Raw genomic sequence first — 8,323 nt, 5'->3', positions numbered from 1 at the left:
AAACCCGAACCACAAAGCCGCCGCAGCCCTGGCCGCCGCCGCAGCCCTCTGCCTCATCGCAACCGGCGCGCTCCTCTGGCAACACTTCGGACCCACCCTCTTCAACGCCCTGATCCTCGCTCCCCTCGCCTGGTGCTTCTAAACCGCGACGTCCGACCCAAGCCATGAAACGTCTTCGACCACCAAAATGGACGGAAAACGAGGTCCCATAATCCCCGCCAGCACGCCACGCTGACCAAAAGGTAATAAGCCGGCAAGGCCAGCACCCACGGAGCAAGCTGGATCAGCCCTCGGCGGCGAAGCGCGAGGAGCGCGGGAGCAACCATCGCCAGTGCGCCAAGGACGAACAGCGTCCGACTTCCGGCGAGCCACGCGCTCGCAATGCTGTCGGTGGGAACGCTCGTACTCAACAACAGAAAGGCCGCCGTGAAAAACGGATAGCCCAACGCACTCAACACCGTGCCCAGGGTGACGACGACAGCTCCGTAGAATCGCCAGAGCCCCAGCTCTGACAGCGTCTGGTGGGGCCTTCGCGAATGGCTGATGCAGGTCTGCATGTAGCCTTTCATCCAGCGCGTCCGTTGATGCATCCACGCTTTCAGCGTACTGGGCGCCTCCTCCCAGGTGGACGATGGCAGGTCGGCGACGCGATATCCAAAGCGGGCCAACCGGATGCCGAGATCTGCATCTTCCGTCACATTCCACGCGTCCCAGCCACCGAGTTCTTTCAGCGTCGCCGTACGAAAATGATTCGATGTGCCGCCGAGTGTGATCGGGCAACCGATTTCGGCGAGGCCGGGATTGAGCACGTCGAACAAAGCCGCGTATTCGATCGTGAACAGGCGCGTCAGCCAGGAATCATCCGTGTTGTCGATGGTGAGGCGCGCCTGCAGGCAGACGACGTCCGGCGGCTGTGCGGCGAAGGACGCGACGGCCAGACGCAACTGGCCGGATTCCGGCACATCTTCGGCATCGTAGATGACGGTGAAAGCGCCGCGCGCCAGCGACAAAGCCACGTTGAGCGCGCGTGGCTTCGTGCGCGGATAACCGGGCGGCGCGATGATGATCTCCATGAAGCCCGGCAGCCCGGTCGCTGTCAGGGCATTCAATGTTTCCTTGTCGTCGGCCTCGAGCACGAGTTTCACATCGAGTTTCGCTCGCGGATAATCGAGCCGCATGAGCGCCGCGACGAGCTTTGCCGCGACATTCTTCTCGCGGTAGAGCGCTGCGATGATCCTGTACACGGGCAGATCCGCGTCATCGACCCTGGGGGGGAGCGCGGCGGGCTCGATAGGGTTGTGCAGTAGCGAAGCCGCGAGCCTCAACACAACCATGCCGAGGAAAAGCAGCGCCATGGACAAGGCGAGGCCGTGAAGAGCGATAGCCGGCGCCGAGACACCGACGAATGAGGCCAACAGCGCCAGGGCCGACAGGGCCGCGATTTGTGATGTGGTGAGTCCGTCCCTGTTTGAGAGATGCGGCTTCCGGTCGGGCAGGGCGTTCGAGGCGTGATGAGCGATGGCCTTGGCGCGATCCCGGAAAACGGCCCTGGTGAAAGAGGAGGGCGTCGCAATGGCGAGCGGTCCGCCGGGTGCACGGCGGTTCTTCAGCAGATGAACAATAGCCGGGCCGCGGGGAGCAAGGACGAAACCGCCGCCTGCCAAGGGTGCCATTCCCGTCAAAATGCTGTCCGGATAGCGAGCCTTGGGCGAAAGGTGTGGCACGGACAGAAAGGGGACCGACAGTTCCGCCGCAAGCGCGCGATAAAACGCGGTTTCGTCGATCAGGCTGTATTTCAGCAAGAACTCGTCGACCGGGGTTCCGGTAAGTCCCGCGAACGTGGTCGCGTCCCGCAGATTGCCGGAGGAATAACCGTGCCGCGCGAGAAACCCGACCTCAAGGGCAAGGGGCGCTTGGCGGCCGGTTGACGCCGCTTGGTCCTCCACTAGACCCAAATCGGTAGGCAGAAGCGCGTTGTGAAGGGCGGAACTCAAACGAACTCGGTCTCTGGAATGCGAAATAATATTTCAGTTCTTGCGTGCTTTGCGGGGCGGATCAAGTCCCTACGAAAGGCGTGGCCGACGGCTTTCGTTGCGGTGGCAATGGCCATCTGCCTTCCAGGCAAAGGCGCGACGCAGGCCGTGGCGATCCCGAATTTCTGGGATCCGCGCGTGCAACTCGAGCGGCCGGATCTGGCAGGCCTGCGCAATGTCCGGTTTTTGACCGACGACGAGTTTCCCCCGCTTCACTTTGCCGGGCCTGACGGCAATCCGACCGGGTTTTCGGTGGAACTGGCGCGCGCCGCGTGCGACCGGCTGAGTCTGACCTGCACCATTCAGGTCCGCCGTTTCGACACGTTGCTCGACGCACTTGCCAACAAGCAGGGGGACGTGGTCGCGGCTGCCGTTCCAGTCAATGCAGGATTGCGGGACCGCTTTGCGAGCACCGGCGCTTATTTCAAGATTCCCGCCCGCTTCATCGCGCGTAAGGATCGCAACCTGCCCGCGCCGAGCGCTGCGGCTCTCAAGGGCAGGACCGTCGGCGTCATCGGCGGCACGGCCCATGAGGCCTTTGCCAAGGCCTTCATGCCGATGGCGACGTTGAAGCCGTTCTCGGACCTCCCGGAGGTCGAGGCGGCCCTGAAGGCAAGAGAGATCGATTACCTCTTCGCGGATAGCCTGAGCCTCGCTCTCTGGGTGGGCGGCGAGGAGGCGGCCGATTGCTGCGAGCTGACGGGCGGCCCTTATCTGGAGAGCCGCTTCTTCGGGGAGGGGATCGGCTTCGTGGTCCGCAAGGACGACGAAACCCTGCGCCGCGCCCTCGATTATGCCCTCCAGCAGCTCTGGAAAGAGGGAAAATACACCGAGCTGTACTTGCGTTTTTTCCCCGTCAGCCCTTTTTGAGCGGCGGGGCGGTGGCGCGGGGAGCCTGCGTCATCGCATCCGCCTTATCGCCCTGTTTGGGCGTCATGTTGTCGGAAAACCGGATTCCCCTTTTCCGGATCATGCTTTAGTGTGCCGCGCTTCCCTAACCTGACTGGTCCGATGTCTCAAAAGCTGTCCCTTGACCCCGCCCTGATTGAAGCTGCTCAAACCGCTACGGCCTGGCCGTTCGAGGAGGCGCGCAAGCTCGTCGAGCGGCTCAAACGGACCGGCAAGAAGGAGGCGCTGTTCGAGACCGGCTACGGTCCGTCGGGCCTACCGCATATCGGCACCTTTGGTGAGGTCGCCCGCACGAGCATGGTGCGGCACGCCTTCCGCGTGCTCACCGGCGACACCATTCCGACTCGCCTCTTTGCGTTCTCCGACGACATGGACGGCCTGCGCAAGGTGCCGGACAACGTGCCGAACAAGGAGCTTCTGGCCGCTTCCCTCGGCAAGGCTCTGACGCAGGTGCCGGACCCGTTTGGCCTCTATGAGAGCTTCGCGCACCACAACAACGCGCGCTTGCGTGAATTCCTCGACGCCTTCGGTTTCGACTATGAATTCAAGTCGGCGACCGAGTGTTACAAGGCGGGGCTCTTCGACAAGACGCTGCTGACGGTGCTTGAGCGCTACGATGCGGTGATGGCGATCATGCTGCCGTCGCTGCGCGAAGAGCGTCAGCAATCCTATTCGCCGTTCCTGCCGATCCACCCGAAGACTGGCATTGTGATGCAGGTGCCGATCGACGAGCGCAAGCTCGACGCGGGCACCATCGTGTGGCGCGATCCGGAAACTGGGGAGCGCTTTGAGACGCCCGTCACCGGTGGTCATGCGAAGCTGCAATGGAAGCCCGACTGGGCCATGCGCTGGGTCGCGCTCGGCGTCGATTACGAGATGGCCGGCAAGGACCTGATCGACAGCGTGAAGCTCTCGGGCGAAATCGCGAAGGCGCTCGGCGGCCAGTCGCCGGAAGGGTTTAACTACGAGCTCTTCCTCGACGAGAAGGGCCAGAAGATCTCCAAATCCAAGGGCAACGGCCTGACCATCGACGAGTGGCTGACCTACGGCACGTCGGACAGCCTCGCGCTGTTCATGTTCAACAAGCCGCGCGAGGCGAAGAAGCTGCACTTCGACGTCATTCCGCGTCAGGTCGACGACTATCTGACGTTCCTGGAAAAGTATCCAGCGCAGGACATCAAGGCGCGGCTCATCAACCCCGTCTGGCATCTCCATGCCGGCAATCCGCCGGCGGCGGAGCTGGTGTCGTCGAGCGGGCAGGGTGGCACGACGATCTCGTTCTCGATGCTGCTCAACCTCGTCGCCGTGGCGAACTCGGAAGATCCGGCTGTGCTGTGGGGCTTCATCCGGCGCTATGCACCGGGCGTTTCGCCTGAGACGCATCCGCGCCTCGACAGCCTCGTGAAGCGCGCGGTGCGTTACTTCGAGGATTTCGTGAAGCCGCAGAAGACCTATCGTCTGCCGGATGAGGTGGAAGCAGCGTCGCTACGCCGCCTCGCCGATGTGCTTGCCGCCTTCGAAGCGGATGCGCGCACCGCTACGGCGGAAGCAATCCAGGACGAGATCTACAATGTCGGCCGCGCCGAGCCGCGCTATCAGGATCTCAAGGCGAAGGGCGCGACGCCTGAGCGTCCGGGCGTGTCCATCGAGTGGTTCAACACGATTTATCAGGTGCTGCTCGGCGAACAGCGCGGGCCGCGCTTCGGCTCGTTTGCTGCACTCTACGGCGTGAAGGAAACACGCGCGCTGATCGAGAAGGCGCTCTCCGGCAAGCTCGTGCAGGAGCACGAGGCCTTTCTGAAAACGAAGGAAGGGCGCGCGGCTTAAAACGTTACTGGCGCGCCCACATCACCTTCGCGACCCAGGACACCTCTTCTGCGGGGATCGTGCGATCCTCGTGGTCCTTGGTGAGGGGGCCGAGTTCGAGCGCCTTGGCGGAGCGGCGCTTCAACTCCCTCGCTAACACGTCCCCGTTCGTGGTGCGGACCACCACGCGATCCCCTTTGCGCATGTTCGCGGTCGGCGACAGGATGAGGATGTCGCCGTCGCGGTAGAGGGGAGCCATGGAGTCGCCGGACACTTCCAGCGCGAACACCTTCTCCTGTCCGAAATCCGGAAAATCGATCTCGTCCCAGCCAGGGCCGCCAACCGGTAGCCCCTCTTCGGTGAAGAGCTTGCCCGCCCCCGCCTGCGCCAGACCGACCAGCGGGATCATGGAACGACGCAGCGAACCCGACGGTTCGACGAGGCGCAGGAAATCTTCGAGCGTCGCGCCGGTGGCGCGCAGGATCTTCGCAATGGATTCCGTCGAGGGCCAGCGATCCCGTCCCTCGGGACTTGTGCGCTTGGATTTATTGAAGCTCGTCGCGTCGAGACCAGCCTTGCGAGCCAGCCCCGATGCGGTCATGCCGTGGCGTGCGGCCAATGCATCGATAGCAGCCCAGACGCGGTCGTGAGACAACATGTTATGAACCTTCGCAGGATGCGAAAAACGTCCTGAACCCGAAACTATGACTAGGAATTAAGGTTGTTCTATGACTCAGGCAAGCGGCTACTTCCGCTGCGTCAACAAGCCCATATTCCTGTTGCACCCCTTCAAGCACCCGTCTACTCAGCTTGGCTATGCACGTTATCTACAAAATCTGCCCGGAATCCCTCTGGCAGGATGCTGAAAAGGTCGGCTTCTTTGCTGGAGCACCCATCGATATTCAAGATGGGTACCTCCATTTTTCAACGGAAAAACAGGTGCATGAAACTGCCGCGCGACATTTTGCCGGGCAGATTCAACTTCTGCTGATCGCAATCGACGCGGACAAACTTGGCGATGCGTTGCGATACGAGCCGTCGCGCGGTGGCGATCTGTTTCCGCATCTTTACGGGACGCTTCCGCTATCCGCCGTGCTGTGGGTGAAGCCGCTGCCGCTCGGCGCGGATGGCCGCCATGTTTTTCCGGAGCTTTGAACGTGATCGGCAATCTCTTTCCCTTCGCAAAACCCGTGCTGCACGCGCTTGATCCCGAGACGGCGCATCACCTCACCATCAAGGGATTGTCGCTCCTGCCAGCGAAGGTTCCGCCCAAAGACGGTGCTCGCCTTGCGGTTGATTGTCTGGGCTTACATTTTCCGAACCCGGTCGGTCTTGCAGCAGGCTTGGACAAGCAATGCGAAGTGCCGGATCAACTGCTGTCGCTCGGCTTCGGCTTCGTCGAACTCGGAGGCGTCGTGCCGCGCCCGCAGCCGGGTAATCCGCGCCCGCGCCTTTTCCGGTTGGTGCAGGATGAAGCGATCATCAACCGCTTCGGTCTAAACAGCGAGGGGCTCGACGCCGCACGGCGGCGGCTGATTCAACGCCAAGGACGCCCCGGCATCGTCGGCGTCAACATTGGAGCCAACAAGGACTCGACGGATCGCATCGGCGACTATGCCTTGTGCATCGCGCAGTTATGCGGCCTCGTCGATTTCCTCACCATTAACGTGTCCTCACCGAACACGCCGGGCCTGCGCGATCTGCAGGGCGAGGCGTTTCTCGATGACCTGCTGGCACGTGGCATCGAGGCGCGCGACAAGGCGGATGAGGGGCGCAAGAAAACGGCCATCCTCCTGAAGATCGCACCCGACATTTCGCTGGAGACGCTCGACGCCATCGTCGCGACCGCGTTGAAGTGCGGCATCGACGGATTGACCGTGTCCAATACGACGATTGCGCGGCCCGACAGTCTCAAGGAGAAGACGCTCGCGAAAGAAACCGGCGGCCTTTCGGGGAAGCCGCTCTTCGCGCCTTCGACCAAAGTTCTTGCGGAGACCTTTTTACGTGTTCAAGGTCGCCTGCCGCTCATCGGCGTAGGCGGCGTCGATTCTGCTGAAGCAGCATGGGCAAAGATCCGTGCAGGCGCCAGCCTTGTGCAGCTCTACTCCGCGCTCGTTTACAAGGGGCCGGGGCTCGTGAGCGACATCAAGAGTGGCCTTCTGCGTACTCTCGAACGTGAGAAGACCACGCTCGCACAGGCTGTCGGTCGGGACGCCGCTGCGATTGCGGAAGGCCGGTTCTAAGCAGCGGCGAACGTCCGTCGCGTCAGGCGGGGACAGAGCACGGCCTGGCCGATGCCGCGCGAGCCGAGGAAGGCGAGCATCGCCATCCATAGGGCGACATTGCCGAGGTTGCTGATCGCAAAAAGGATGAGCGCGAAGACCGCAAAGGCAACCACCATCAAATCGCGCATAGCCTTGGTCCAGGTCGCGCCCGTGTAGATGCCGTCGTAGGCGAAGGCGCAAGCGCCGACGAGCGGGGTCAGCGCGGCAAAGACCAAGTAATCGCGAGCATAGGCACGCACATCCGGGTTGGTCGTGACGAAGTCGATGAAAAGACCGCCTCCGACGAGGAAGATGGCGGTAATCGCAAGCCCGAAGCCCACGCTCCAGCCCACGCTGAGCGAAATGGACTGACGAAAGGCGCGCTCGTCCCGCGCGCCGACGCTCTGGCCGCAGAGCGTTTCGGCAGCGGTGGCGAAGCCGTCGAGGAAATAACCGCCGATCAGGAACATGTTGTAGAGCACGGCATTCGCCGCCAGCGTCACGTCGCCGTTGCGTGCGCCAAGCGCGCTGAAAATCGTGAAGACCAGAATGAGCGCCACATTGCGGATCATGATGTCGCGGTTGACCGCCATGGTTCGCATCATCGCGGCGCGGTCCAGAACCTCTTTCAGGGTGACCGCAAACGGGTTCGAGCCGAGGCGGCGGAGCACCACGATGCCGAGCCCGACGCCGATCACTTCCGCAATCGCGGTGCCGATGGCTGCGCCCGCAACGCCATAGTGAAAGACGAGCACGAGCGTCGCCGTGAGCGCGATGTTGGCTAGATTAATCGCGACCTGCAGAAGTAGTCCGAGATCGGTACGTCCGCGCCCAAGGGTCGAGCCGAGGATGACGTAGTTCGCAAGTGCGAACGGCGCGGACCAGATGCGCAGGAAGAAGTAGGTCGAAAGCGCGTCCGTCACGGCCTCGCTCGCGCCCACGAGCGGAAACGCGATGAGTGCGATCGGCCATTGCAGCAGCACCAGCAGAAGGCCGATCACAGCCGCGACGAGAAGCGCGCGGGCGAGCGTGCAATCGACCTGATGCGCATCGCCTGCGCCGGTCGCCTGTGCGGTCAGGCCCGCCGTCGCCATGCGCAGCGAGCCGAAGCTCCAGAACACGAAGTCGAAGATGACGGCCCCGAGTGCCACTGCGCCGAGCAGATGCGCTTCGCCTAGCCGCCCGATCACCGTCGCGTCGACGAGGCCGAGCAGCGGCGTCGTCACATGCGACAGGGTCATGGGCAGTGCCAGCATCAGCATGCGCCGATGGCTGATCTCGATGCGGCGGAGCGGATTGGAGCCGTGCATG

General features: G+C 62.8%; 7 protein-coding genes. 4 read left to right on the top strand and 3 right to left on the bottom strand.

Translation table 11 applies throughout. The features are described from left to right. Nucleotides 1–101 precede the first annotated feature (101 nt). Nucleotides 102–1,994, bottom strand: coding sequence for a glycosyltransferase (locus HB375_RS16380; RefSeq protein WP_167674084.1), 1,893 nt, complete (start codon nucleotides 1,992–1,994; stop codon nucleotides 102–104). 108 nt (nucleotides 1,995–2,102) lie between these two features. Between HB375_RS16380 and HB375_RS16375 the strand changes: the two genes are divergently transcribed. Together HB375_RS16375 and HB375_RS16370 are read left to right on the top strand one after the other, a co-directional pair. Beyond that, nucleotides 2,103–2,903, top strand: coding sequence for a transporter substrate-binding domain-containing protein (locus HB375_RS16375; protein ID WP_246728544.1), 801 nt, complete (start codon nucleotides 2,103–2,105; stop codon nucleotides 2,901–2,903). Between the two features lie 141 nt (nucleotides 2,904–3,044). Continuing rightward, complete coding sequence (locus tag HB375_RS16370; protein ID WP_167674082.1) at nucleotides 3,045–4,769, top strand: lysine--tRNA ligase; 1,725 nt, start codon at nucleotides 3,045–3,047, stop codon at nucleotides 4,767–4,769. A gap of 4 nt (nucleotides 4,770–4,773) precedes the next feature. On the opposite strand, the gene HB375_RS16365 is transcribed toward HB375_RS16370, so the two are convergent. Then, on the bottom strand, nucleotides 4,774–5,406 hold the full coding sequence (locus HB375_RS16365; RefSeq protein WP_167674081.1) for a S24 family peptidase: 633 nt from the start codon (nucleotides 5,404–5,406) through the stop codon (nucleotides 4,774–4,776). A gap of 158 nt (nucleotides 5,407–5,564) precedes the next feature. Between HB375_RS16365 and HB375_RS16360 the strand changes: the two genes are divergently transcribed. Both HB375_RS16360 and HB375_RS16355 read left to right on the top strand, forming a co-directional pair. Then, the gene (locus HB375_RS16360) at nucleotides 5,565–5,903 is read left to right on the top strand and encodes a DUF952 domain-containing protein (protein WP_167674080.1); all 339 of its coding nucleotides are present in this window, start codon (nucleotides 5,565–5,567) and stop codon (nucleotides 5,901–5,903) included. A gap of 2 nt (nucleotides 5,904–5,905) precedes the next feature. Then, a complete protein-coding gene (locus HB375_RS16355) occupies nucleotides 5,906–6,991 on the top strand; it encodes a quinone-dependent dihydroorotate dehydrogenase (protein ID WP_167674079.1) in 1,086 nt (361 codons plus the stop codon). Here the strand turns inward: HB375_RS16355 and HB375_RS16350 are convergent. Further along, the gene (locus HB375_RS16350; RefSeq protein WP_167674078.1) at nucleotides 6,988–8,322 is read right to left on the bottom strand and encodes an MATE family efflux transporter; all 1,335 of its coding nucleotides are present in this window, start codon (nucleotides 8,320–8,322) and stop codon (nucleotides 6,988–6,990) included. The two genes, HB375_RS16355 and HB375_RS16350, sit on opposite strands and share 4 nt — an antisense overlap. Between the last annotated feature and the right edge of the window lies 1 nt (nucleotide 8,323).

Source organism: Microvirga terricola, from assembly GCF_011777495.1.
Classification (GTDB): Bacteria; Pseudomonadota; Alphaproteobacteria; order Rhizobiales; family Beijerinckiaceae; genus Microvirga; species Microvirga terricola.
The sequence above is the reverse complement of the archived record's forward strand: the minus strand, read 5'-3'. Positions and strand labels throughout refer to the sequence as shown.

Bases quoted from the DNA above. Each gene is read 5' to 3' on its own strand.
- HB375_RS16375 (WP_246728544.1), top strand. From the start codon at position 2,103: ATGGCCATCTGCCTTCCAGGCAAAGGCGCGACGCAGGCCGTGGCGATC.
- HB375_RS16370 (WP_167674082.1), top strand. From the start codon at position 3,045: ATGTCTCAAAAGCTGTCCCTTGACCCCGCCCTGATTGAAGCTGCTCAA.
- HB375_RS16365 (WP_167674081.1), bottom strand. From the start codon at position 5,406: ATGTTGTCTCACGACCGCGTCTGGGCTGCTATCGATGCATTGGCCGCA.
- HB375_RS16360 (WP_167674080.1), top strand. From the start codon at position 5,565: ATGCACGTTATCTACAAAATCTGCCCGGAATCCCTCTGGCAGGATGCT.
- HB375_RS16350 (WP_167674078.1), bottom strand. From the start codon at position 8,322: ATGCACGGCTCCAATCCGCTCCGCCGCATCGAGATCAGCCATCGGCGC.